Source organism: Ensifer sp. KUDG1 (assembly GCF_050434285.1).
Lineage (GTDB): Bacteria > Pseudomonadota > Alphaproteobacteria > Rhizobiales > Rhizobiaceae > Ensifer.
Map to the genome: position 1 here is coordinate 1 of NZ_JBNDIG010000008.1, position 22731 is coordinate 22731.

Genomic DNA, 22731 nt, shown 5'->3' on the forward strand with positions numbered 1-22731 from the left:
GACAACGGGATCAACACGATCAGAACCAGCCAGCTCAGCGTGATCCCGAGCGACAAACCAAATCCAGGCAAAACACTCGGCTGGCGAAATCGCCAGGGTGCAGTCTTCGTCGCATCCGTCAATGGCACTACCTTTGCAGTCTTTACGCGGTACGATGAAACGCGCTTCGCTCGAGGGCTCGGCCCGGCGCGAAGCAAGACGCGCAACCGGGCTTGCCGGCTGCGCGCGCTGTTCAGGATTATTGGCCCGGCTTGTAGAGCTGGTCGAAGACGCCACCGTCGCCGAAGAATTTCGGCTGGGCTTCCTTCCAGCCGCCAAAGTCCTCAATGGTGACGAGCTTCAGCTCGCCGAACCGCTTGATATCAGCCGGATCGGCGGCTGCCGGCTTGAACGGCCGGTAGTAGTGCTTGGCGGCGATCTTCTGGCCGGTATCGCTGTAGAGGTAGCCGAGATAGGCTTCCGCCACCTTGCGGGTGCCCTTGGCATCGACGTTGCCGTCGACGAGGGCCACCGGCGGTTCGGCCTTGATCGAGATCGACGGCGTGACGATCTCGAACTTGTCGGGGCCGAGCTCCTCGAGCGACAGATAGGCTTCGTTTTCCCAGGCGAGCAGCACGTCGCCGAGGCCGCGCTGGACGAAGGTCGTCGTCGAGCCGCGCGCGCCGGTATCGAGCACCGGCACGTGCTTGAACAGCTCTGTCACATATTCCTGCGCCTTGGCGTCGTCACCGCCATTGGCGGAGCGGCCATAGGCCCAGGCAGCGAGGAAGTTCCAGCGCGCGCCGCCCGAGGTCTTCGGGTTTGGCGTGATCACCTGGATATCGGGCTTGACCAGATCGCCCCAGTCCTTGATGCCTTTGGGGTTGCCCTTGCGCACCAGGAAGACGATCGTCGAGGTGTAGGGCGCACTGTTGTTCTCGAATTTCGACTTCCAGTCCGCCGGGATCTTGCCGGTTTCCTTGGCGATCGCGTCGATGTCGGCTTCGAGCGCCAGCGTCACGACGTCGGCCTGCAGGCCGTCGATCACCGAGCGGGCCTGCTTGCCCGAACCGCCATGCGACGTCTGGATCGTCACGGTCTCGCCGGTATCGGCCTTCCACTTCTCGGCAAACGCCGCGTTGAAGTCCTTGTAGAGTTCACGTGTCGGATCGTATGACACGTTCAAGATCGTCGTGTCGGCAAACGCAACACTTGCAGCTCCCAGCTGCAGGCCTCCGAGCACGATTGCCAGTCCCACCATTCCGGTAATTCGTCCAAAGACCATTTCGACCTCCATTGGTTACCAGATAAAACTATCAATTTTGTCGACTGCTACAACGTAAACCGATGACGCCAGAAGCTGCTATGGGGAAATGTCCTATCGTTTTGTCGGGCTTTTCGGGAACGGTTTGCCTGCAACCATTTCGGCGGCGGTGCCAAACCATCGCCAGTAACATGGAGGGCGCGACGCGGCTGTCCAGTGTCATGGCGTCGATTCTACCGTCCGGCATCTCGCGTGCGGAAGGGCACAGGAGATGCATTCGGCGGCAAGACCGATGGCGATGAAAGACGAATTTGTCGGGCAAAACGCTTCAATTCAGCGCTATTCGTTCCCTAGGGGGTGCTTAGAGCACGTGGCCGCGCGCCACCACCGGCCACACATCCTTCAGTTTATCGCCTTCGACGATATGGACGGCGTCGAACATGTTGGTGACGACGCAGGCGTGGTTCGGCACGATCCTCAGCTGATCGCCGACCTTCAAGCCGATCGGTCCGTCGGTGACGAGACGGCCGTGTTCCTCCGACAGCTGGTCGATGCGGATGTCGTCCCGGCCAAGCACGTGGCCGTAGCCGGTGAGGCCGAGCAGATCCGAGGTCAGCACCTTGCTGCCGGCATCGATGATGGCCCGGTTTTCGGAAGGGACCGAGACGACGGTCGCAAGCACCGTCAGGGCGCAGTCGTCCCAGCCGGCGACGCCGCGCGAGACCAGCGAGCGGTCGTTGTAGATATAGGTTCCGGGGCGGTATTCGCTGGCAACAGGCGCGCCGTCGGCATGCATCATGCTCGGCGTGCCGCCTGACGTGATGGCCGGCACGGATATGCCATCGGCTTCGATCAGCTGCTTCGCCTCGCTCATGAAGGCCTGGACCTTCGCCTGGCCGTTGACGGGCGGATAGGTCATCAGTCCGCCGAAGACGAGCCCCTTTGCCTCTTCGATCCGGCGGGCGAGTTTGGCGGCTTCCGCCGGGGAGCCGACACCGCAGCGATCGGCGCCGGTGTTGCATTCGACGAACACGCGCAGCGGTTTGTCCTTGCCGGCAAAATAGCCGGCGAGCCCGTCGATGACCGTTTCGTTGTCGGCGACGACCGCGAGCGAAACGCGGTCGTTGAGCCGCTCCAGCCGCGCCATCTTGGCGTCGCCGAGAATGTTGTAGGTGATCAGAACGTCCCTGATCCGGTCGCTGCCCGCAACCATCGCTTCCGCCTCGGTGACCTTCTGGCAGGTGATGCCGATGGCGCCGGCTTGAAGCTGAAGCTCGGCCAACTGCGGCAGCTTGTGCGTCTTGATGTGCGGGCGGACGCGAATGCCGTGCTCATCCGCATAGGCCTGAAAGCGCTCGATGTTGCGCTTGGCAATATCAAGATCGACGAGAACGGCCGGGGTTTCGATCGGCAGGGGCATCGCGACTCAACTCCTCTTGGGCGGCGCAGGATCGGGGCGAAACTACCTCAACTGCCCTTGACAAGATATGACCGCGGGCCTTTGATACGTCAATCCATTATTCAAGATTATGATTCATAGTTATAGAATAATGGTGGGGAGGCTAAAAAAGGGAGGAATGAAATGAGCAAGACCGTTTTTGCAGCGGCTGCCATCGCAGTCATGGCTATGGCCGGTACGGCCGCGGCCCAGGAACCGGCGAGCAAGCTGGACGAAGTGATCGCCCGCGGTCATCTGGTCATGGGCACCGGCAGCACCAACGCGCCGTGGCATTTCAAGAGCGCCGACGACAAGCTGCAGGGCTTCGATGTCGACATGGGCCGTATCATCGCCAAGGCGCTGTTCGGCGATCCGGAAAAGATCGAGTTCGTCAACCAGTCGTCCGACGCCCGCATTCCGAACATCACCACCAACAAGGTGGACATCACCTGCCAGTTCATGACGGTGACCGGTGAGCGCGCGCAGCAGATCGCCTTCACCATTCCCTACTATCGCGAGGGCGTGGGCCTGATGCTGAAGGCCGACGGCAAATATGCCGATTACGCCGCGCTCAAGGCCGCCGGCTCGTCCGTCACCGTATCCGTGCTGCAGAACGTCTATGCCGAGGCGATGGTGCATGCCGCCTTGCCGGAAGCGACGGTCGACCAGTACGAATCCGTCGACCTCATCTATCAGGCGCTGGAATCCGGACGCGCCGACACGGTCGCCACCGACCAGTCGTCGCTCGCCTGGTACATGACCCAGAACCCCAACCGCTACAAGGATGCCGGCTACGGCTGGAACCCGCAGACCTATGCCTGCGGCGTCAAGCGCGGCGACCAGGACTGGCTGAACTTCGTCAACACCGCACTGCACGAGGCGATGACCGGCGTCGAGTTCGACTTCTATGCGAAGTCGTTCAAGACCTGGTTCGGCAAGGACCTTGCTCCGCCGCAGATCGGTTTCCCGGTCGAGTACAAGTAAGCCTCTCCGGGCGATCCCGCCGCCTGCGGGGTCGCTCTCCGTCCTTCGGCATGGGTGGCTGAAACATGGGCTATACTCTGAATTTTTCCGCGGTCTGGCGCTCCTTCGACCTTCTGCTCGAAGGGTTGGCGCTCAGCCTCGGCCTCGCCTTCGCGGCGATCCTCGCGGGCTGCCTGATCGGCCTCGTCACGGCCTTCGGGCTGGTGTCAAAAAACCCGTTCCTGCGCAAGCCGGCCGGTCTCTACGTGACCGTCATCCGCAACACGCCGATCCTGGTTCTGGTGCTGTTCAGCTACTTCGCCTTGCCGCAACTCGGCGTCAGGCTCGGCAAGATCGAGAGCTTCGTGCTGACGCTGGCGATCTATTCCGGCGCCTATCTCGCTGAAGTTTTTCGCGGCGGGCTGCTCTCGATACCGCCGGGGCAGCGCGAGGCGGGGCTGGCGATCGGGCTCACGGAAATGCAGATCCGCACCTCGATCATCCTGCCTTTGATGCTGCGCAACGTGCTGCCCTCGCTCAGCAGCACGATGATCTCGCTGTTCAAGGACACCTCGCTTGCCGCGGCGATCGCCGTTCCCGAACTCACCTTCGAGGCGCGCAAGATCAACGTCGAGACCTTCCGGGTGATCGAGACCTGGATCGTCGCGAGCTGCCTCTATGTCGCCACCTGTTCGGTGCTTGCCGCCCTGATGCGCGCGGTCGAGCGTCGTCTCTCCGTGCCGAGGTGATCGCGATGGATTTTCCAGCATTTCTCGATCAGCTCTGGCTCGCCCGCATTCCCTTGCTGAAGGGGCTCGGCGTTTCGATCTCGATCTCCTTCCTGTCGATTGTCGTCGGAACGGTACTCGGCGTCTTCGTCGGCCTCGCGCTCACTTACGGCTATCGGCCGGTGCAATGGATCGTGCGCGGCTATACGGATTTCATCCGGGGTACGCCGGTTCTCGTGCTCGTGCTTGCGAGCTACTATGTGCTCAGCACCGTCGGCATCGATCTTGGCCCCTTCCAGGCCGGCATCCTGGCGTTGTCGATCTTCTGCAGCTCCCATGTCGGCGAACTCGTCCGCGGCGCACTGCAGGCAATCCCGAAGGGGCAGACGGAGGCGGCGAAGGCCATCGGCCTGACATTTTCGCAAACCTTCGTCTACGTGCTTGGGCCGCAGGCGTTGCGGCAGGCGTTGCCGGCCTGGGTCAATACAGCGGCCGAGATGGTCAAGGCCTCGACGCTTCTGTCGATCATCGGCGTCGCCGAGCTTCTGCTTCGCACCCAGGAGCAGATCTCGCGCAGCTTCATGAGCCTCGAGTTCTACTTCTTCGCCGGCTTCCTCTATTTCGTCATCAACTACAGCATCGAGCGCTTCGGCCGTTACGTCGAACGCAAGACCGCTGTCCCATCCTGAGGCTTCGGCTCCGATGACCCAGACACTGCTTGAAATCCGCGATCTCCACAAACGCTACGGCGCCGTCGAAGTGCTGAAGGGCGTCGACTGCACCATGGCGCAAGGGGAGGTCATCTCCATCATCGGCTCCAGCGGCTCGGGTAAGACGACGATGCTGCGCTGTATCAACATGCTGGAGGAGTTCCAGGGCGGCTCGATCCGTATCGACGGCCAGGAGATCGGCTACGAGACCGTGGGTGGCCAACGCCGCCGCAAGAAGGAAAAGGAAATCGCCCGCCAGCGGGCGATGACCGGCATGGCCTTCCAGCAGTTCAACCTCTTCCCGCATATGAGCGCGGCGAGAAACATCATGCTCGGCCTGATGAAGGTCCGCAGCATGGGGCGCGACGAGGCACGGGCGGTTGCGGAGAAATGGCTGGACCGCGTCGGGCTGCTGTCGCGCATGGATCACTTTCCCGGCCAGCTCTCCGGCGGACAGCAGCAGCGCGTGGCGATCGCCCGGGCGATCGCAATGAACCCGAAGCTGATGCTGTTTGACGAGGTGACCTCGGCGCTGGATCCGGAACTCGTCAACGAGGTGCTGCAGGTGATCAAGGGGCTTGCCGAAGACGGCATGAGCATGCTGCTCGTCACCCACGAAATGCGCTTTGCCTATGAGGTCTCGACGCGCGTGATCTTCATGAACCAGGGCCGTATCGGCGAAGAGGGCAACCCGAAGGAAATGTTCGTGAAGCCGCAGACGGAACGTCTGGCGGAGTTCCTGAAAAGCTCGTCCTTCAACTGATCCGGGTTCTATGATCGGGCCAGCCGTCGCGAAAGCGACGGCCGGCTCTCATTTTCCGCGAAAGGCTCAGCCTTTCGCGAGCGACCGGCCGCTTTGCGGATCGAAGAGATGCAGCGCATCCGCCTCGATGGTGAAGGCGCGCTCGTCGCCGGCAAGCAGCGAACTGCGCGGCGGCAGGCAGGCGGTGATGCGCTGGTCACCGATCCGCGCGGTGGTGACGAGTTCCGGGCCGGTCAGTTCAACCACCTCGACACGCGCCTTGAACTGTGGCGCAGCCTCGTCGCCGGAGGCCAGTCTTAGCGCTTCCGGACGAATGCCGACCTTGACGCGCTGACCATCGGAGACCAGGCCGCGAAAATGGGGCGGCAGGGCGATTGCCTGATCACCGCCGGCGATCGTCACCGTGCCTTGCGCAACGGTCGCGTCCAGGATGTTCATCGGCGGCGAGCCGACGAAGCCAGCGACATAAAGCGTAGCCGGACGGTCGTAGATTTCCTCCGGTGTGCCGAGCTGCTCGATCCGGCCGTCGCGCATCACGGCGATGCGGGTTGCGAGTGTCATCGCCTCGATCTGGTCGTGGGTCACGTAGACGACGGTCGTCTTCAACATCTGGTGCAGGCGCTTGAGCTCGGTGCGCATTTCCATGCGCAGCTTGGCGTCGAGGTTGGAGAGCGGCTCGTCGAAGAGGAAGACCTGCGGATTGCGCACCAGCGCCCGGCCGATGGCGACGCGCTGGCGCTGGCCGCCCGAGAGCTGGCTTGGCTTGCGCTCGAGCAGGTTTTCGATCTGCAGCAGTTTTGCGGTTTCCTTCACCGCCTTCTCGCGTTCGGCGACCGGAACCTTGCGCATCTCCAGGCCGAAGCCGATGTTCCGCGCGACGCTCATGTTGGGGTAGAGCGCATAGGACTGGAACACCATGGCGATGTCGCGATCCTTCGGATGCGCGCCGAGAATGGAGCGCTCGCCGATGCGGATGTCGCCGCCTGTCGGCTCCGCCAGTCCGGCGATGATGTTGAGAAGCGTGGACTTGCCGCAGCCGGACGAGCCGAGAAGGACCAGGAACTCGCCGCTTTCGAGCGCGATATCGATGCCCTTCAGCGTCTCGATCTCGCCATAGCGCTTGTGGATGTTCTCTATGGCAAGAGCGCTCATGCGCCGGTCTCCTGAAGGTAAGACGAAAGCGGTTGGCCGTAGCTGCGCGGCAGGGTGGATATCGCCTCGGAGGCGATGGCGACGCCGGTGCGCAGGCAGGCTTCGAGCGGGACTTCGGCTGCAAGTGCCGCGAGGAAGCCGGCATTGAAGACGTCGCCGGCGCCGATCGTGTCGACCACGGTGACGACGGGTGCTGCCGCAGATGAAACGCGGCCTTCCGCGTCGATGGCGATCGCGCCGTGCGGGCCGCGCTTGACGACGACGATCGCGTCTTCGGGCATGTGTTTGCGGAGCTCCCGCGCCGCCTCGGTCGGGTCGGAAACGCCTGTCAGGGTCGTCGTCTCGACCTCGTTGAAGAGCGCCAGCCGGCAGCGCTTCAACCAGCCGATGGTCGCCGCGCAGTTCGCCTCGGTCCAGCCGTCGAGCGGCCAGCCGGTGTCGAGTGCCACTGCAATGTCGTGCGCATCGGCCCAGTCGAAGAAGCGGTCATAGTCCGCGGTCAGCGCGTCGGTCAGGAACGAGCCGGTCAGAAGCGCGTAGCCGCCCCGAAGTTTCTCGCCGTCGAGCATGGCACGGACTTCCTCGAAATTGAGGAGCGGCAGATGCCCGCGCGTGGTGAAAAAGGTGCGCTCGCCATCGGGATGGGTGATGCCGACCGAGAGCGTGGTTCCGACAGTCTCGACCGGCCAGGCCTTGGATCGCTCGGGAAAGGCCTGCCTCAGCCAGGTGCCGAACTGGTCGTTGCCGACATTGGCGGCAATCGCATAGTCGACGCCGAGCGCGTCCCAGGCAAGCGCGCTGTTGCCGGCGCAGCCGCCGACGCGCAACTCGTCATGGTCGACGATGATTTCGGTTCCGGCCTTGGGCCAGGGGGCCGCCGGCCCGAGGATGAGGTCGACATTGGCGTTGCCGACCACGGCAAGAGGACGCATCGTTATTCGCTCCGGGTAATCTTGGTCGAGCGCACGGGGGTGCCGGCATTCTCGACGCGGGCCGCCGCAAAGGCGATCATGAAGGATTGGGCGACCGGCAGCATGGCGAAGATCGCCGCCAGGCCGGAAACCGATGCAAAGGGGATGGTGGTGACGCCATCGATCGCCGCCTCGCCGGACGCGTCGAAGACGACGACCGGCGAACCGGCTTCGGCAGCCGAGATCGCCATGGCGCGAACGAGCCCGGCGGTCGGATCCGAGCCACGGAAGAGAACGACGCCGACCGAAGGGCCGAGCATTTCCATCGGCCCATGCCGAAGCTGGCCGCCTTCGAGCGAGAAGCACGGCAGGCGAGAGAGTTCGGTGAGGCCGAGGCCGATCGCCTCGGCGAGACCCTGCAGACGACGGCCCGAAGTGACGACGGACCGGACGTCCGCCAGCGCTGCAAGCGCTGCGGACGTATCCGGCGCTTGCGGATTTTCCAATGCGGAAAGCGCGTCGGCGGGATCGTCGCCAAGCGCAGCGAGCACGGCGAGATGCAGGGCGAAGCTGATCGTCAGGCTGCGGGTGGCGGCAAAAGCTTTTTCAGTCCCGCCGACACCGACGAGCGACGGCGCGTTGCTAGCGAGGAAGGAGCCGCCCTCCAGCGTCAACCCGAACGTGTGCGGCGTTCCGCCATTGGTCTCGCCGAACCATCGCAGCACTTCGGCACTTTCGCCGGACTGAGAAGTGATGAGGATCGTCTTGCCTTCGATCGACAGTGGCTGGCCGAGCTGCTCGGAGAGCGGCAGGGCGACGGCGTCGATGCCATGGGCGCGGTAGAGCGGTTCGACGGCGCGGCCGACGGCATGCGAGCCGCCCATGCCAAGCAGCAGGAGTTTGCCGGTCGCCTTCAGCGAGCGGGCGATCTCTGCGGCGCGCGGCGCTGCTCCGCGGACCGAGGCGATGGCGTCGGCCGCCTGGTGCGCCATTTCACGATCGATTGCGACGAGCCCAGCCGGGCGTTCCGAAGTGGTCATAGCCGTCATCCCTTCACACCGCCGCTGGTAAGCCCGGAGATCAGGGCACGTTGCATGACAAGGCCGATCAGGACCGGGGGCAGGGCGGCCAGCACCCCGGCTGTGGCGATCAGCCCGTAATCGGAGACACGGCCGCCGGCGAGATCGGAAATGGCAACCGTCAGTGTCTTGGCGCGCAGGTCCGACGTGAAAAGCAGCGCGTAGAAGAATTCGTCCCAGGCGAGCAGGAAGGCAAAGAGGGCCGATGTCGCCATGACGGGTGCCGCGAGCGGCAGGGTGATGAGCCGTAGGATCTGGTCGAGGCGGGCGCCGTCGATCATCGCCGCACTCTCGATTTCCTTCGGGATGGAATCGAAGCCGGATTTCAAGAGCCAGGTGGTGAAGGGTGCGAGAATGGTGAGGTAGACGAGCGCCAGGCCGAACACCGAATTCAGAAGTCCGAGATAGGCAAGCCCCATGTAAAGCGGCACGGCGAGCGCCACCGGCGGCAGCATGTAGGTGGCAATCACCGCATAGAGCGACCAGGAGACATTTGACGTGCGCGACACCGCCCAGGCGGCCGGAATGGCGACCGCGATCGCTGCCAGCGTCGCCATGCCGGCGACCTTCAGGCTGTTGAAAAGCGAAGCGGTAAAGGCCGCGCCTGCGCTGTTTTCGATCGTCGAAAGCAGCAGCCGGTAACGCGAAAGGTCGATTTCCTCCGGCCACCAGTTGAGCGGTTTCGCCGAAAGGTCGGCGGCCGACGAAATGCTCATGACGAAGAGCCAAAGGATCGGGGCGAGAATGACCGCCGCCAGCAGCAGTGCTGCCGCATAGACGAAAACGGTAAAGAGGGGGCTTTGGCGTTCCATCACGAGGCTCCCGCGGCTTTGCGCACCATGGCCGCGTAGGCGACGGCGAGCACGGTGACCAGCAGGGTGACGATCAGCGCCAACGAGGCGCCGGATCCCGCCCGCTGAAAGGAGAAGGCTTCCTGGTAGACCAGGATCGACAGGGTGCGGGTGCTGTTGGCTGGTCCGCCACGCGTCATCACCCAGATGAGGTCGAAGACCTTGAAGGCCTCGATGGTGCGCAGCACCAGCGCAACCAGCAGCGGGCCCGCCAGATAGGGCATGATGACGTAGCGGAACCGATTGAATGGCCCGGCACCATCGACGAGCGAGGCGGCGGTGATGTCGCGCGGTACGGCCTGGAGGGCGGCGAGCGCGATTAGCGCCACCAGCGGAAAGTTCTTCCAGCAGTCGGCGACGATCAGCGCCGTCAGCGCCGAGCCGGGCTCGCCGAGCCAGGAGCGGTAGCTGTCGATCAGGCCGATCTGCATCAGGGCAGCGTTGAGCGCGCCGTATTCCGGGTTGTAGATCAGCCGCCACAGCGTGGCGTTGACCACGGTCGGCAGCGCCCAGGGCAGGATCATCAGGGCCCGGAGCGCCGTGCGGCCGCGAAATTGCTGGTTGAGCAGCAGGGCCGCGAGCACGCCGAGCACCATTTCGGCGGTGACGGAGACGACCGCGAACCAGGTCGTCGTGATGAACGCACGCTGGAAATTCGAGCCACCAAGCATCTTGGCATAGTTGTCGAAGCCGACGAACGTGCCTTCCGTGCCGACGAGCTTGGCGTCGGTGAAGGAAAGCCTGACCGTGTCGATCAACGGCCAGCCGATGACGGCGATCATCACCGCCAGCAGTGGCAGCATGAGCAGCCATGCGCGCGTTGTTATCCAGGTGCCGGACATAGGATGGAAACCTTCTCGGGCCTAGGGAGCCCCGTCATGCTATCGCATACTGCCCCGGATCGTCATCGACCCAAGCGAATGATGCGCCAAATCAAAGTGTTGAAGCGTGGCGGTGCTGCCGCCAATTCCCGCGGTCCCCGGGCGGTTTCCCGCCCGGGGCTTGGGAGGGCGGCTCAAAGGCCGCTGTTTTCGGCCGCCGTCTTCAGGGCGTCTTCGGCCGAGGCCTGGCCGAGAAGCGCTTCCTGGATCGCCTGTTGAAGGGCGGTCGAAAGTTCCTGGTACTTCGGGGTCGTCGGACGCGGATACATGGCCGCAAGGCCAAGCTTGGCAGCGCCGATCAGCTCTTCCTGGCCCTTGGTGACGCTGGCATCCTCATAGGAAGAGGCCCAGATCGGCAGGCTGAGCTTGGCATAGGCGTTCTGGGTCTGCTGCGAGGTCATGTAGACGATGTACTTCCACGCCTCGTCCGGGCTCTTGCTGGTCGAGGTGACGCCGAGACCCATCGAGCCGTTGACGGCCGAGACTTCGCTCTTGCCGGCCACGCCCGGTGCCGGCACGACGCCGACCTTGCCCGCGACCTTGCTTTCCTTCGGATCGTTGGCGAGGTTGTACATGTAGGTCCAGTTGAGCGCGAAGGCAGCTTCGCCGTTCTGGAACACCTTGCGCACGTCCTCCTCCAGGAATTCCTTGGAGTTCGGATTGGTGAGCCCGGAGGTGTAGCTCGTCACCATGTAATTGAGCGCATCAAGACCGCCGCCCGACGTAAAGGCCGGCTTGCCACCGTCGATGAACTTGCCGCCATAGGCGCTGACGAGGGTGGTATAGTCGCAGATCGCGGCTTCCGCCTGCGACCAGCTCCAGGCGATCGGGGTGGCGAGCAGGCCCTTGTCCTTGATGACCTTGGCCTGTTCGGCAAGCTCGTCCCAGGTCTTCGGCGGCGCCTTGATGCCGGCCTTCTCCAGGATTTCCTTGTTGTAGAACAGGTATTTGGTGTCGAGGATCCAGGGCATGCCGTAGCGCTTGCCGTCATATTCGACCGTCGTCCAGGCGCCGGGCAGAACGCCGGACTTCATGTCGTCGGTGATGCGGTCGGTGACGTCGACGAGCACCTTGTTGGCTGCATATTCGGCCGGCCAGATCACGTCGAAGAGCACGACGTCGTAGCCGCCACCGGAACCCTGTGCCAGCACGGTCTTGTCGTGCAGGCCTTCGTAGGGAACGAATTCGAGATTGACCTTCACATCCGGGTTGGCCTTGGTGAAGGCCTCGGTCATGGCGCGCACATCCGCCTCGCTATAGGCGGCCTGGGCCATGAACAGTGCGTTGAGCGTCGTTTCCGCATGCGCGTGGCCAGCAAAGGAGACGCCGGCAAGGGTCGCGCAAAGCAGCGTCGTTCTTATGGATTTCAACATTTCCATCTCCCAATGACATAAGCGTTTAAGATTTCCCGGCATGCCTTATGCGGGCACGCCGCATGCGAGAAGTCCGCCTTTCACGAAGCGGCTGTCGACATATCAATTGGAGCGCTCGCGGTGGTCTTGCCGCCGCTGTCGTTCCCCCGAAGCTCTTTTCGGCCTCTATTAAGTCAATTGTCTTGACTTATTTTTTGTTCAATATTCTAACAGTGTCAAGAGGGGTTTTTGGATGAACGATATGCGCCTGATCCGGGCGAAGAGCGGCACCAATCAGGAGGGGACGAGCGCGCATAACCGCCGCGTCATGATCGACGCGTTGCGGCTGAACGGCCAATTGTCCCGTGCTGACCTTGCCCGCGCGACGGCGCTGACCAAGCAGACCGTTTCCAACATCATCGAGGACCTGGAGCGAGACGGGCTGGTCGAGTCGCTGGAGGCCGTGCGAAACGGCCGCGGACAGCCGTCCACGCCCTACCGGCTGGTGCCGGAAGGCGCGTTTGCGATCGGGTTGCAGATCGACCGGCACGTGACGCGCACGATCGCGGTCGATCTTGTCGGCCGGGTGCTTGCCCGCGGCGAGGCCAACCTGCCGGCCGGCGGGCCGGCGACCGGGGTCAGGACCATCCTCGAGCTGATCGAAAAGACCCGCCGCGACCTGACGGCGCTGGCGCCCCATTCGGAGGATCGTCTCGTCGGGCTTGGCGCCGCCATGCCCGGTCCGTTCGGTGTGGACGCCGATGCCGACGACCCCTGGATGATGGCCGCCTGGCAGAACTTTCCGTTGCTCGAAACGCTTGCCGCCGGTACCGGGCTCGATGTCGGCCTGCAGAACGACGCCGCTGCAGCCGCGACCGCCGAGCGCATGGTCGGGGCGGCGCATGGTGTCGATCATGCGATCTGCATTTACTTCGGCTACGGTCTCGGCGCGGGCCTGATCCTCAACGGCGAGCTTTATCGCGGCGCCAACGGCAATGCCGGCGAGATCGGCATGATCCTCAGCCTGCCGCGCGGGGCCAGTTCCGACGACCGCATGCCGCTCGAACACCGTGCCTCGATCGCGTCGCTGTGCAAGCTTCTCGACCTCGATCCGGCCGACCCGGACCTCTATGCGCGCATCGATGCCGTGGCGGCGAGCCCGGACCACAGCCTGCTTCGCTGGATCGACGCGGCCGCCTTCGAAATGCGCGCGGCTGTCCAGGCGCTGGAAACGATCTTCGACCCGCAGACGGTGATCCTCTGCGGTGGCCTGCCACCGGGTCTTGCGCGCCTGCTGACCGACGCGATGATGCCGCTGCTTCCGTCGATCGCCGAGCGGCGGGACCGCACGCTTCCGAGGCTTCAGGTCGGCTTCACCGACCCCTGGGCGGTCGCGATCGGCGCTGCCGCCGAGCCGATCAGCCGGACCTTCGATCCGCGCTTTTCGGCAATCCTCAAGACCCGGGTCGCCGCCGTCGTCTGACGGCCGGCTTCCGGCGATCAGGTCCGGGGTTCGTCCAAACGGGCAAGTTCCGCAAATTCGGCGCCGAGAAAATCGAGCAACGCGCGCACGGACGGAAGCAGGCCGCGCCGCGACGGGAAGGCCGCATGAATGATGCCGGCCTTCGGCGCCCAGTCGGGCAAAACGTCCACAAGCGTGCCGTCCTTCAGGTCCTGCCGCACCACCATGGTCGGCAATTGGCAGATGCCGACGCCGTTGAGCGCGGCGAGCCGCAGCGCCACCATATCCTCTGTCACCAGCCGCGGCCGGTGCCGGACGATCGCGGTCGCGCCGTCGGGGCCGTCGAGCCGCCAGTCGTGGCTCTGGCGATCGGGGTTCCAGGCAAGGCTGGGTAGGCCGCCGAGATCCGCCGGTGCTGGCGGGTTGCTCATGCCGGCAAGCAGCCTGGGGCTGGCGACCAGCCTTTGCTTGCTCTCGGCGAACCGCTTGACGACGAGATCGCTTTCCTCGAGCGGCGGGAAGCGCACGCGGATGGCGACATCGATGCCTTCGCGCAGGACGTCGACGCGCCGATTGGTGCTTTCGAGCACCACCTCGACCTTCGGGCATTCGGCCATGAAGCGCGCGATCATCTCGCCCACCTGGAAATAGACGACCGACGACGGGCAGCTGACATGAACCACGCCCTGCGGTTCGGAACGGGTGCGGTCAATCATTTCCTGCGCGGCCTCAGCCTCTACCAGCATGGCCACGCAATGACGGTAATATTCGCGCCCGATCTCGGTGATGACGAAGTGGCGCGTCGAGCGCTGCACCAGCCGCACCCCGAGGCGCTCTTCGAGAAGGCCGATGCGACGGCTCAGGCGCGAGCGCGGCATGTTCAATTTGCGGGCCGCGGCGGCAAAGCCGTTCTGCTCGACAACGTCGACGAACAGCTTGAGATCGTTCAAATCCTGCATGGGCGTTTGTCCTGTTTTCAGGACACTATAGACCGGTTTAACCGTCTACCGCCAGATTTGGTGCACGCGTATCTTCCCTCCAACGCTCTCGCTGACATGGCGAGGCCAAGGAGAAACAGCCATGAGAAAGATACTCGGCATCTTCGGGAATGCGCATCCGCATTGGGTTGGCGATGGCTTTCCGGTTCGTTCGCTGCTGGCGCGTGACCGCGCCGGCGATCATGCAAGCCCCTTCCTGCTGCTCGACTACGCTGGGCCGATGAATTTCGCGCCGGGCGTTACCCCCCGCGGCGTCGGTGTCCATCCGCACCGTGGTTTCGAGACCGTGACCATCGTCTACCAGGGCGAGGTCGACCACCGCGACTCCGCCGGCAATGGCGGCCATATCGGTCCGGGCGACGTGCAATGGATGACGGCCGCCGGCGGTATCTTGCACGAGGAGTTCCATTCGGAGCGTTTCACCCGAGAAGGCGGCACGCTTGAAATGGTGCAGCTCTGGGTCAACCTGCCGGCCGCCCACAAGAGTGTCGATCCCGGCTACCAGACGCTGCTCGATCGCGACATTCCGACGGTCAGCCTGCCGGACGGTGCGGGATCGCTGAGGGTGATCGCCGGAAGCTACGCCGGAACGCAAGGACCTGCGCGCACCTACACGCCGCTCAATCTCTGGGACCTGCGCCTGAAGCAGCAGGGCTCGCTCAGCCTTGACCCGCCCGAGGGCCACTCGCTCGGCCTGGCGGTCCTGCGCGGCAACGTGCTCGTCAACGGCAGCGATCTCGTCGGCGAGGCGCAGTTCGTGCTCTTCGGCCGCGACGGTGGCGGCATCACGCTGGACGCCAGTTCGGATGCGACTGCACTCATCCTGACCGGCGAGCCGATCGACGAACCGGTCGCCATGTACGGCCCCTTCGTCATGAACACCGAGCAGGAAATCAGGCAGGCGATGACGGACTTCCAGTCCGGTCGCTTCGGCAAGATCGCGATCGCCTAGCCCCGGCTCGGCGCACGCACCGGGTCGATGCTCGGATGACCCACCGGCGGAAGCGATCCGCCTAAAGATCTAGAGCCTCACAAGGAGCAACGGCCGCAAATCAACCGGGCCGTTGCCTAAACGCAAACGTCAATCAACAAGGAGCAAGACCATGACCCCGGCAAACTTCAACGGACAGCGCCCGGTAATCGATCCCGATGATGCGGTGATGCTTTTGATCGACCACCAGAGCGGCCTGTTCCAGACCGTCAACGACATGCCGATGCCGAAGCTTCGTGCCCATGCGGCAGCGCTTGCCAGCATGGCGACGCTGACGAAGATGCCGGTCATCACCACCGCCTCCGTGCCGCAAGGCCCGAACGGCCCGCTGATCCCGGAAATCCATGCCAATGCGCCGCATGCCAAGTATGTTGCCCGCCGCGGCGAGATCAACGCCTGGGACAATCCGGACTTCGTCGCCGCCGTCAAGGAAACCGGCCGCAAGACCCTCATCATCGCCGGCACGATCACCAGCGTCTGCATGGCCTTCCCGGCGATCAGCGCCGTCCATGAGGGCTACAAGGTGTTCGTCGTCATCGACGCCTCGGGCACCTATTCGAAGATGGCGGAGGAAATCACGCTTGCCCGTGTGGTCCAGGCGGGCGTGGTGCCGATGGATACGGCAGCCGTCGCGTCCGAACTGCAGCGCACCTGGCATCGCGACGACGCCCAGCAGTGGGCCGAGATCTACACCAAGATCTTCCCGGAATACCAGTTGCTGATCGAAAGCTACCTGAAAGCCCAGCAGGTCGAGAAGGACCACGAACAACTGGACTCGCAGCGCGGCTAAGATCATCGCGAGAGCAAACGAAGCACCCACGGCAGACATTCTGCCGTGGGTGTTTTCTATTGATGATCAGCGGCGGTCGATTTCCAGGATGGTCTGGAACAGGACCTCGGCGCCGTGGGCGCATTCCTCGGGTGACGTGTATTCCGCCTCGTTGTGCGACAGCCCGTCCTTGGACGGCACGAAGATCATGGCGGTCGGGGTGATCGTCGCGATATGGGCCGCATCATGGCCGGCGCCGGAGACCATGTCGGTCGCCGAATAGCCGAGCGCCTCCGTACTGGCGCGCACGGCGTTCACGATCGTCGGATCGAAAACGACCGGCGCCTTCGACCAGATGTGATTCAGTGCAACACCGGGCCCAGCCTTGCGGACAGCGTCTTCAAGAGCCGCCTGCATCTGGTCGAGCCCGATCTCGGACGGATGGCGCATGTCGATCTGCAGCCGCACGGAACCCGGCACGACATTGCGCGAGTTCGGGCCGACCTCGACGAAGCCGACGGTGCCGACGCCCGGCGGGTTCTGGTGGGCGATGTCGCGGACGGTAAGGACGATCTCGGCCGCCGCCACGAGCGCATCGTCGCGCTGCGCCATCGGCGTGCTGCCCGCATGCGCCTCCGTGCCGGTGATGGCGACATCGAACCAGCGCAATCCCTGGATACCGGTGACGACGCCGATTTCGGTCGCCGACGCTTCGAGCAGCGGCCCCTGCTCGATATGGAGCTCGACATAGGCGGCAAAGGAAGCAGGATCGATCGTGGCCTCGCCGCGATAGCCGATCGCATCGAGTGCTGCTCCAACCGCGACACCTTCGCGGTCGGTGCGCGCCTGGGCGTCATCGAGCGCCATCGCGCCGGCAAAGACGCCGGAACCCAGCATTGCCGGCGAGAAGCGAGAGCCTTCCTCGTTCGTCCAGTTGACGACCACGAGCGGATGGCGGAGCCGGGTGGCGCTTTCCTTGAGCGTGCGCAGGATTTCGACCCCGGCAAGCACGCCGAGAATACCGTCGAAGCGGCCGCCCTGCGGCTGGGTGTCGAGATGGCTGCCGACGGCGATCGCCGGCAGCGACATGTCCTCGCCTGCATAGGTCGCGAAGATGTTGCCGATGGCGTCGATTTCGACCGTGCAGCCGAGCGCTCGGCATTCGGCAACGTACCAATCGCGGACCTCGCGATCCTCCTCGGTCAATGTCAGTCGCGTGACGCCGCCCTTGTCCGCAGCCCCGAAGCGCGCGGTCGAGACGATATCGGCCCAGAGCCGGTCGCCGTTGGTCGCCGGCGTGTTGATGCGACTCGGTTCGCTGCGCATGGCTTCCGCGTTCATTTCGACTGCTCCGGCGCGTCCTTGTTGAGCCGGTAGCGGAAATCGCAATGGGAAGCGCCCTGCATGACGGTCTGGGTGCGCTCCAGCGTGATGCGCGGATCGTAGCCGGTGCAGAAGACGCCGTCGCGGTTGCAGGACAGCAGGTGTCCGATATGGCCGAGCCCCATTTCGCGATAGGTCTCGGCGTAGCGACAGCGCTTCACGTTGTAGTGGAATTCGTCGTCCGTCGCTTTCGTCACCTCGATGACGAGGGCGTCGTCCTGGGTCCAGAGATCCTGCAGTTCCTGGAAGGTGCGCAGGTTGGTGCCGCCGGGGGTCTTTGCGGCAAAGGTGCGGCCGGCCTCGATCGCGGCCTTGGTGATCGCCTTGTCGAGGATCGCCTGGGCGCGTTCCTCGCCGATCTCCTCGCGCATCGCCTCATAGATCGGCGCGATGATGCCGGCCTCGATACGGCGGCGTGCGAGAATGCCGATCTCGCCGTCCATCGCCGCGCGTGAATCGGTGTTTTGTTTGTCCGTCTTGTCCATGCAATGCCTCCCTGTCTGCCTCAGGGCAGATCGACAGGGGACAGGATACTACGCCGAACATGCCTCGGTGTTGCAAATCTGTGCCGGAGCTGTTTCTCCAGGTGCAAATTTTTTGCGTCAAATTGCCGTTGTGCAGGAATCGATCGCGAGCTTGTCGAAAAGCAACGAACGACAGGTGCGTGGAAGCGCTGGATCTGCAGCGTGCGATCAGCGCTCGCTGCTTGAAACGAACCAGCGATAGTAGGGATTGTCCGGCTCCACGCGCATCAGCAATTCCATGTCGCGCGCCCACTCGTCGCGATAGCCGGCATAGGCGTTGAGCGAGGCCTGGTAGAACAGCATCAGCCGGTTGTGGGCGTCGCTTACGGATTTTTCGAGCGCGGCGTCGCCGCCGGCAATTGGCGCCTTCGAACGCAGGGCAACGAGGGCCGGAAGCGTGCGCTGCAATTCGTCGGGGCGAACCCAGCTTGCATATTCGATCCGCGGCTGGTCGTCGGTGACGGGAAGGGCGGAACCGGCATAGCGCTCGAGCCCGGCCCGGTCGGTCATCCAGGTGGCGATGAGGTCGGCCGGCCCGGAAACTCCGACCTCGCCAAGCGCTGCCGCAAGCGTCGGGTCGGAGAGCCGGGCGGCGATGCGGGAGGCGTCAAGCTCCTGCGGCTCGAGCGAGCCGACGAGCAGCATCTCGTGCAGTTCGGTCGACCAGAGCGTGGCGTGGGGGAAACTGTCGAGAAAGCTGCGCACGAGCGCGCGGGTGTCCTCGTCGTTCTGGGTGGCGATCGGCAGCCATTGCGCGACCAGGCCGTTCGGCGCGAGGCGCGCGCGCGCCAGAGCGTAGAAGTCGGAAGAGTAGAGATTGACGACGCCGGCGGCGGATGGCGGCGGCGGTTCGAGCGTGATGAGGTCGTAGTGCTCCTGGTTGCGCATCAGTTCGCGCCGCCCGTCGGCGACACGCACGTCGAGGCGGCTATCGCCGGCCGCATTGAAGTTGCCGGCAAAGAGCGCCGAGGCGCGGGCGACCGAGGGCAGGAGTTCGGCGGCAACGCGCCGGTCGAGACCGGGATAGGCAAGCAACGAACCGGCGGTGATGCCTGTGCCGAGACCAATGACGAGAGCCGATTTCGGTTTGCCCTTATGAATGACCAGCGGCAACAGCGCCTGCAGCCGCATGTAGCGCAGGGACGGCATGGCGTCGCCGGTGTTGGAAACGCCCTGGATGTAGAGCCGGCGGAAGCGGCGGTCCTGCTGGCCCTGCTCGATGACGGCGACGGTCGCGCCGAGGCCCTCCTCATAGGAAACGATCGTGCCGTTGCCGCGCGACAGGTTGAGCAGGTTCGCCAGCCGGTCCGACGGCACGACGAGGGCGATCATCACGGTGAGGACGCCGAGCGCCGGTGCGAGAAGCCGCCGACTGGTCCAACCGCCTTGTCCGCGGCTGACGGCGACAAGGCCGATTGCGGCTGCGGCCACGGCGAGAACGGCAAAGCTCCGGACAATGCCGAGGGACGGGATCAGCACGAAGCCGGTCAGAAGCGTGCCGAAGATGCCGCCGAGCGTGTTGAGCGCCAGAACCCGGCCGGTATCGCGGCCGGCATGTTGCGGATCGACCGCGAGCCTGAGGGCGACCGGGAAGGCGGCGCCGAGGATCAGCGTCGGAACGAAGACGATCGTCAGCGCGGCAACGAGGAACCGCGCGCACATGCCCGCAAAGATGCTGCCGGTAAGGCCGGCGACGGCGGCCTCGGCGCTGGTCTGCAGCGTGGTCAGCCAGGGGCCGAGCAATGCGAGTTCGGCAAGCGCAACCAGGCCGGCAAGCGTGATCAGCAGGCCGAAACTACTCCAGGGATCGGAGAGACGCTCGCTCCGGCGCGCGAAAAGGGCGGCGCCGAGGGCAAGGCCGGCCAGATAGGTGGCAAGCACCACCGAAAAGGCGAAGGAGCGGGTAGAGATGAATTGCACGATCGCTTGCGACCAGGCAACTTCATACCCAAGGGCGATACCGCCGGCGACCGCATAAAGGACGAGCGCCAGCCGCGAACCGCCGGCGCTACGCGTTTCCGCAGGCAGCGCCCCTTGAACGGGTTCTCGGGCGGCTGGGGTGTTCAGGGAAAGCGCGATCGCTGCGGCGACAAGGCCGAGCCCCGCGGCCGCGAGCCCGGTCGCCTGAACGCCGAGGGCTGGAATGAGAACGAAGGAGACTGCAAGGCAGCCGGCGATCGCGCCGAGCGTATTGGCGGCATAGAGCCGGCCGCCCTTTGCCGCGACCCCGCCCGGAGCCGCATTCATCGCCCGCAGCAGCACCGGCAGGGTGCCGCCCATCAGGAAGGCCGGCGTGGCGACGATCAGGACCAGCAGGGTCCAGGCGGCCAGCGGGTTGGTGCCCTCGATCGCAACGAAGACCGGCGCAATCCTGGAAAGGATGAAGGTGACGCCGGCGCCGAGCACGGCGACGCCGGTTTCGAGCAGGGCGTAGAGGCGGAGCGGCTGTCGGGAACGGTCGCCGGCGCGGCCAAGGGCAAAGCTGCCGAGTGCAAGGCCGAGGAAGAAGGCGCTGACCCCGGTGCTGACTGCGTAGACGTCGACGCCGGCGACGAGCGAGAGCTGCTTGATCCAGAGAACCTGGAAGACCAGTGCGGCAGTGCCGGAGAGAAAGAGCATGAATGCAGCGGCTGCCGGAGCGAAGTGCACCGCTTCTTCCGCCATCGCGTCTTCATTCGACGCCTCCATGGCAACCGTTCGAGCGGGCGGAATGGTCTTCGTCATTGCGTCACGCCATCTCTTAACAAAGGCAATAGAAGGCGGCGCAGGGCGCGCCGCCTCCGAGAGTGTTATTGAGCCGGTTGCGACTTCGCCAGGATCTCGTCGATCTTCTGGTGCACGCTTTCTTCGATCTGGTCGACCGAGAAGCTTGCCGGCTTCTGGCTCGGCGGATACTCGATGAAGGTCTCGAGGAAGGTTGCGGTCCGCGCCACGGCCTGGGCGGTCAGGTAGACGTTCTTCGTTCGCCAGTCGTTGTACTGGTCGGAAACGATATCGGCCCGCTCATAGGGGTCCATGCGCAAGTTAAAGATCTTCGGAACACGCAGGCAAGTGAAAGGATCCTGCCAGACGTCGAAGCCGCCGGGCTTGCGCATTTCGCAGAAGACATACTTCCAGTTTTCGAAGCGCATGCCAACGAGTTTGGCGTCGTCGTTGAAATAGTAGAACTCGCTGCGCGCACTCTTCGGCTGCTCGCCGGTGAGGTAGGGCAACTGGTTGAAGCCGTCGAGGTGAACCTTGAACTCCTTGTCGCCAAGCTTGGTGCCCTTCAGCAACCGGTCCTTGATGTCCTCGTCGCCGGCAGCCGCCAGCAGCGTCGGGAACCAGTCGAGGCCGGAAACCATCTCGTTGGAGATGCCAGGTTTGATCTTGCCGGGCCAGCGGATCATCGCCGGTACGCGGAACGCGCCTTCCCAGTTCGAATCCTTTTCGCTGCGGAACGGAGTGGTCGCCGCATCCGGCCAGGAGAACTGGTTCGGGCCGTTGTCGGTCGTGTAGACGACGATGGTGTTGTCGGCGATCTTCAATTCGTCGAGCAGGTTGAGCAGCTTGCCGACGTCGCCGTCATGCTCGACCATGCCGTCGGCATAGTCGTTGCCGGGCATGCCGCTCTGGCCTTGGTACTCAGGGCGGATGTGGGTGAACATGTGCATCCGCGTGGTGTTCATCCAGGTGAAGAACGGCTTTTTCGCTTCCGTCTGCTTCTTGATGAACTCCATCGCGGCCGCGGTGGTTTCGTCGTCGATGGTCTCCATGCGCTTGGTGTTCAAGGCGCCGGTATCTTCCACCTTTCCGTCGGCGAAGGAGTGCAGCACGCCGCGCGGCGCATAGGCCTTGAGGAAGGCCGGGTCGTCCTTCGGCCAATAGGGCCGTTCGGGCTCCTCCTCGGCGTTCAGGTGATAGAGGTTGCCGAAGAACTCGTCGAAGCCGTGCGCTGTCGGCAGGAAGCGGTCCTGGTCGCCAAGGTGGTTCTTGCCGAACTGGCCGGTGGCATAGCCGAGCGGCTTCAGCGCCTGGGCAATGGTCACGTCGCGGTCCTGGATGCCAACCGGCGCGCCGGGAATGCCGACTTTCGACATGCCGGTGCGCAGCACCGTCTGGCCGGTAATGAAGGTCGACCGACCGGCGGTGCAACTGTTTTCGGCATAGTAATCGGTGAACATCACGCCGTCGCGGGCGATCCGGTCAATGTTCGGTGTCTTGTAGCCCATGACGCCGAAGGAATAGGCGCTGATGTTGGTCTGGCCGATATCGTCGCCGAAGATCACAAGAATGTTGGGTTTCGCCGCGTCCTGCGCGAAGGCCGGCAGCGCGGAGGCGGAAATCGTCGACATCAGCACGGTGCCGGCGAGCGCCAGCGCCTTCGGTTTCGCGGCATGCCCGATGGTACACGCGGCGAGTCGGCCAAGCCGGTTCTTCAGATCGATACTCATCTCATGTCTCCCTGAGGCAGTAAGCAATCGCTCTCGGAATGCAGGCAAAGCTTTGAATTCACCGATTCAACTTCTACCGGCGGGTGTCCGCAGGTAAGTA

At 64.1% G+C, this 22731-nt stretch carries 20 protein-coding genes and 1 pseudogene; 7 read left to right on the plus strand and 14 right to left on the minus strand.

Annotated features, from left to right (window positions below):
• The 3 genes and pseudogenes from M2267_RS19610 to M2267_RS19620 form a co-directional block, all read right to left on the minus strand.
• Positions 1-122, minus strand: a pseudogene (locus tag M2267_RS19610) (molybdate ABC transporter permease subunit); the annotation flags it as partial.
• A gap of 116 nt (positions 123-238) precedes the next feature.
• Positions 239-1276: a sulfate ABC transporter substrate-binding protein gene (locus tag M2267_RS19615; RefSeq protein ID WP_429116327.1), complete on the minus strand. Its 1038-nt coding sequence runs from the start codon at positions 1274-1276 to the stop codon at positions 239-241.
• A 328-nt stretch (positions 1277-1604) separates the two neighbouring features.
• A complete protein-coding gene (locus M2267_RS19620) occupies positions 1605-2663 on the minus strand; it encodes a D-TA family PLP-dependent enzyme (RefSeq protein ID WP_429116330.1) in 1059 nt (352 codons plus the stop codon).
• 162 nt (positions 2664-2825) lie between these two features.
• Between M2267_RS19620 and M2267_RS19625 the strand changes: the two genes are divergently transcribed.
• The 4 genes from M2267_RS19625 to M2267_RS19640 all read left to right on the plus strand — a co-directional run bounded on the left by M2267_RS19625 (position 2826) and on the right by M2267_RS19640 (position 5845).
• Positions 2826-3665 (plus strand): transporter substrate-binding domain-containing protein, encoded by an 840-nt coding sequence (locus M2267_RS19625; protein WP_052201656.1) that lies wholly within the window; start codon positions 2826-2828, stop codon positions 3663-3665.
• Positions 3666-3730: 65 nt separating this feature from the next.
• Positions 3731-4393 carry an amino acid ABC transporter permease gene (locus tag M2267_RS19630; RefSeq protein ID WP_429116334.1) on the plus strand — a complete coding sequence of 221 codons (663 nt, stop codon included), beginning with the start codon at positions 3731-3733 and terminating at the stop codon, positions 4391-4393.
• Positions 4394-4398: 5 nt separating this feature from the next.
• Positions 4399-5061 carry an amino acid ABC transporter permease gene (locus M2267_RS19635; RefSeq protein ID WP_043613630.1) on the plus strand — a complete coding sequence of 221 codons (663 nt, stop codon included), beginning with the start codon at positions 4399-4401 and terminating at the stop codon, positions 5059-5061.
• A 13-nt stretch (positions 5062-5074) separates the two neighbouring features.
• Positions 5075-5845: an amino acid ABC transporter ATP-binding protein gene (locus M2267_RS19640; protein ID WP_429116337.1), complete on the plus strand. Its 771-nt coding sequence runs from the start codon at positions 5075-5077 to the stop codon at positions 5843-5845.
• Positions 5846-5911: 66 nt separating this feature from the next.
• Here the strand turns inward: M2267_RS19640 and M2267_RS19645 are convergent, their stop codons facing one another.
• The 6 genes from M2267_RS19645 to M2267_RS19670 all read right to left on the minus strand — a co-directional run bounded on the left by M2267_RS19645 (position 5912) and on the right by M2267_RS19670 (position 12092).
• Entirely contained in the window at positions 5912-6997 is a 1086-nt protein-coding gene (locus M2267_RS19645) for an ABC transporter ATP-binding protein (protein ID WP_429116339.1), read from the minus strand.
• The gene (locus M2267_RS19650) at positions 6994-7929 is read right to left on the minus strand and encodes a PfkB family carbohydrate kinase (protein WP_429116341.1); all 936 of its coding nucleotides are present in this window, start codon (positions 7927-7929) and stop codon (positions 6994-6996) included. Before M2267_RS19650 ends, M2267_RS19645 begins: the two co-directional genes overlap by 4 nt.
• Positions 7930-7931: 2 nt before the next feature.
• Positions 7932-8957, minus strand: a complete 1026-nt coding sequence (locus tag M2267_RS19655) for an SIS domain-containing protein (protein WP_429116344.1) — start codon at positions 8955-8957, stop codon at positions 7932-7934.
• Complete coding sequence (locus tag M2267_RS19660; protein ID WP_429116346.1) at positions 8954-9799, minus strand: carbohydrate ABC transporter permease; 846 nt, start codon at positions 9797-9799, stop codon at positions 8954-8956. The genes M2267_RS19655 and M2267_RS19660 overlap by 4 nt, the downstream gene beginning before the upstream one ends.
• Positions 9799-10680 (minus strand): carbohydrate ABC transporter permease, encoded by an 882-nt coding sequence (locus M2267_RS19665; protein ID WP_429116349.1) that lies wholly within the window; start codon positions 10678-10680, stop codon positions 9799-9801. The genes M2267_RS19660 and M2267_RS19665 overlap by 1 nt, the downstream gene beginning before the upstream one ends.
• Positions 10681-10853: 173 nt before the next feature.
• Positions 10854-12092, minus strand: coding sequence for an extracellular solute-binding protein (locus M2267_RS19670; RefSeq protein ID WP_429116351.1), 1239 nt, complete (start codon positions 12090-12092; stop codon positions 10854-10856).
• Positions 12093-12324: 232 nt separating this feature from the next.
• Between M2267_RS19670 and M2267_RS19675 the strand changes: the two genes are divergently transcribed.
• Positions 12325-13554 carry an ROK family protein gene (locus M2267_RS19675; RefSeq protein WP_429116354.1) on the plus strand — a complete coding sequence of 410 codons (1230 nt, stop codon included), beginning with the start codon at positions 12325-12327 and terminating at the stop codon, positions 13552-13554.
• A 17-nt stretch (positions 13555-13571) separates the two neighbouring features.
• Here the strand turns inward: M2267_RS19675 and M2267_RS19680 are convergent, their stop codons facing one another.
• Positions 13572-14492 (minus strand): LysR family transcriptional regulator, encoded by a 921-nt coding sequence (locus M2267_RS19680; protein WP_402321686.1) that lies wholly within the window; start codon positions 14490-14492, stop codon positions 13572-13574.
• Between the two features lie 121 nt (positions 14493-14613).
• Between M2267_RS19680 and M2267_RS19685 the strand changes: the two genes are divergently transcribed.
• Both M2267_RS19685 and M2267_RS19690 read left to right on the plus strand, forming a co-directional pair.
• Positions 14614-15483, plus strand: a complete 870-nt coding sequence (locus M2267_RS19685; RefSeq protein WP_429116357.1) for a pirin family protein — start codon at positions 14614-14616, stop codon at positions 15481-15483.
• Between the two features lie 151 nt (positions 15484-15634).
• On the plus strand, positions 15635-16312 hold the full coding sequence (locus tag M2267_RS19690) for an isochorismatase family protein (protein ID WP_402321692.1): 678 nt from the start codon (positions 15635-15637) through the stop codon (positions 16310-16312).
• Positions 16313-16378: 66 nt separating this feature from the next.
• On the opposite strand, the gene M2267_RS19695 is transcribed toward M2267_RS19690, so the two are convergent.
• The 4 genes from M2267_RS19695 to M2267_RS19710 all read right to left on the minus strand — a co-directional run bounded on the left by M2267_RS19695 (position 16379) and on the right by M2267_RS19710 (position 22631).
• Complete coding sequence (locus tag M2267_RS19695) at positions 16379-17632, minus strand: Zn-dependent hydrolase (RefSeq protein ID WP_429116361.1); 1254 nt, start codon at positions 17630-17632, stop codon at positions 16379-16381.
• Positions 17629-18159: an L-2-amino-thiazoline-4-carboxylic acid hydrolase gene (locus M2267_RS19700; RefSeq protein ID WP_429116363.1), complete on the minus strand. Its 531-nt coding sequence runs from the start codon at positions 18157-18159 to the stop codon at positions 17629-17631. The genes M2267_RS19695 and M2267_RS19700 overlap by 4 nt, the downstream gene beginning before the upstream one ends.
• Before the next feature lie 207 nt (positions 18160-18366).
• Positions 18367-20922 (minus strand): fused MFS/spermidine synthase, encoded by a 2556-nt coding sequence (locus M2267_RS19705; RefSeq protein ID WP_429116365.1) that lies wholly within the window; start codon positions 20920-20922, stop codon positions 18367-18369.
• Positions 20923-20987: 65 nt separating this feature from the next.
• Positions 20988-22631: an arylsulfatase gene (locus M2267_RS19710; protein WP_429116368.1), complete on the minus strand. Its 1644-nt coding sequence runs from the start codon at positions 22629-22631 to the stop codon at positions 20988-20990.
• Between the last annotated feature and the right edge of the window lie 100 nt (positions 22632-22731).

What these genes read in the sequence shown, in the direction of transcription:
- M2267_RS19710 (WP_429116368.1), bottom strand. Translation starts at nt 22,631, where the DNA reads ATGAGTATCGATCTGAAGAACCGGCTTGGCCGACTCGCCGCGTGTACC.
- M2267_RS19670 (WP_429116351.1), bottom strand. Translation starts at nt 12,092, where the DNA reads ATGTTGAAATCCATAAGAACGACGCTGCTTTGCGCGACCCTTGCCGGC.
- M2267_RS19635 (WP_043613630.1), top strand. Translation starts at nt 4,399, where the DNA reads ATGGATTTTCCAGCATTTCTCGATCAGCTCTGGCTCGCCCGCATTCCC.
- M2267_RS19615 (WP_429116327.1), bottom strand. Translation starts at nt 1,276, where the DNA reads ATGGAGGTCGAAATGGTCTTTGGACGAATTACCGGAATGGTGGGACTG.
- M2267_RS19625 (WP_052201656.1), top strand. Translation starts at nt 2,826, where the DNA reads ATGAGCAAGACCGTTTTTGCAGCGGCTGCCATCGCAGTCATGGCTATG.
- M2267_RS19680 (WP_402321686.1), bottom strand. Translation starts at nt 14,492, where the DNA reads ATGCAGGATTTGAACGATCTCAAGCTGTTCGTCGACGTTGTCGAGCAG.
- M2267_RS19700 (WP_429116363.1), bottom strand. Translation starts at nt 18,159, where the DNA reads ATGGACAAGACGGACAAACAAAACACCGATTCACGCGCGGCGATGGAC.
- M2267_RS19645 (WP_429116339.1), bottom strand. Translation starts at nt 6,997, where the DNA reads ATGAGCGCTCTTGCCATAGAGAACATCCACAAGCGCTATGGCGAGATC.
- M2267_RS19685 (WP_429116357.1), top strand. Translation starts at nt 14,614, where the DNA reads ATGAGAAAGATACTCGGCATCTTCGGGAATGCGCATCCGCATTGGGTT.
- M2267_RS19640 (WP_429116337.1), top strand. Translation starts at nt 5,075, where the DNA reads ATGACCCAGACACTGCTTGAAATCCGCGATCTCCACAAACGCTACGGC.
- M2267_RS19695 (WP_429116361.1), bottom strand. Translation starts at nt 17,632, where the DNA reads ATGAACGCGGAAGCCATGCGCAGCGAACCGAGTCGCATCAACACGCCG.
- M2267_RS19705 (WP_429116365.1), bottom strand. Translation starts at nt 20,922, where the DNA reads ATGACGAAGACCATTCCGCCCGCTCGAACGGTTGCCATGGAGGCGTCG.
- M2267_RS19690 (WP_402321692.1), top strand. Translation starts at nt 15,635, where the DNA reads ATGACCCCGGCAAACTTCAACGGACAGCGCCCGGTAATCGATCCCGAT.
- M2267_RS19660 (WP_429116346.1), bottom strand. Translation starts at nt 9,799, where the DNA reads ATGGAACGCCAAAGCCCCCTCTTTACCGTTTTCGTCTATGCGGCAGCA.
- M2267_RS19675 (WP_429116354.1), top strand. Translation starts at nt 12,325, where the DNA reads ATGAACGATATGCGCCTGATCCGGGCGAAGAGCGGCACCAATCAGGAG.
- M2267_RS19665 (WP_429116349.1), bottom strand. Translation starts at nt 10,680, where the DNA reads ATGTCCGGCACCTGGATAACAACGCGCGCATGGCTGCTCATGCTGCCA.
- M2267_RS19650 (WP_429116341.1), bottom strand. Translation starts at nt 7,929, where the DNA reads ATGCGTCCTCTTGCCGTGGTCGGCAACGCCAATGTCGACCTCATCCTC.
- M2267_RS19655 (WP_429116344.1), bottom strand. Translation starts at nt 8,957, where the DNA reads ATGACGGCTATGACCACTTCGGAACGCCCGGCTGGGCTCGTCGCAATC.
- M2267_RS19620 (WP_429116330.1), bottom strand. Translation starts at nt 2,663, where the DNA reads ATGCCCCTGCCGATCGAAACCCCGGCCGTTCTCGTCGATCTTGATATT.
- M2267_RS19630 (WP_429116334.1), top strand. Translation starts at nt 3,731, where the DNA reads ATGGGCTATACTCTGAATTTTTCCGCGGTCTGGCGCTCCTTCGACCTT.